The sequence below is a fragment of the Pseudomonas sp. 50_B genome (assembly GCF_017491625.1).
GTDB lineage: Bacteria > Pseudomonadota > Gammaproteobacteria > Pseudomonadales > Pseudomonadaceae > Aquipseudomonas > Aquipseudomonas danubii.
In genome coordinates this window covers 1-629 of sequence record NZ_JAFGYX010000065.1, presented here as the reverse complement: position 1 = coordinate 629, position 629 = coordinate 1, and the positions used below count along the sequence as shown (strand labels likewise).

The window sequence follows — 629 nt, the reverse complement described above, 5'->3', positions numbered from 1 at the left end:
CTTTTTCCAGCGTATCGAGGCGTTCCTGATAAGTGCGTGTGGTGATGATATTGCCGTAAAACTCCGGCGAGGTGTCCAGGTTGTGGTTGTAGTAATCCAGCCCGGCGTTCGCGAGGCGCTGCGCCTGAGATTCACTCAACGTGCCCAGCGTCATACACGCCTCCAGCCCCATCGCTTTTACCCCCTGCACCATTTGTTCCAGGTACGGCATATCGCGTTCGTGGGGATTCTTCCACGCCGCGCCCATACAGAAGCGCGTCGATCCTGCCGCTTTCGCTTTGCGCGCCGACTCCAGCACCTGTTCAACTTCCATCAACCGCTCGGCTTCCAGCCCGGTTTTGTAGCGCGAGCTTTGCGGGCAGTATTTGCAATCTTCCGGACAAGCTCCGGTCTTAATCGACAGCAACGTGCTGACCTGCACCTGACGAGGATCGAAATGCTGGCGATGCACCTGCTGCGCTTCAAACAGCAGATCCAGCAACGGTTTTTCAAATAATTCTGTGACTTGCGACAATGTCCAGCGTGGGCGGTGAGCCATGGGGCTTCTCCAAAACGTGTTTTTTGTTGTTAATTCGGTGTAGACTTGTAAACCTAAATCTTTTCAATTTGGTTTACAAGTCGATTATGAC

The 629-nt window shown here is 53.4% G+C and carries 1 protein-coding gene; it reads right to left on the bottom strand.

What is annotated here, in order from left to right:
- Positions 1–538: radical SAM protein (locus J5M73_RS30915; RefSeq protein ID WP_207816850.1), on the bottom strand; the 538-nt coding region annotated here is incomplete at its 3' end.
- Positions 539–629 lie beyond the last annotated feature (91 nt).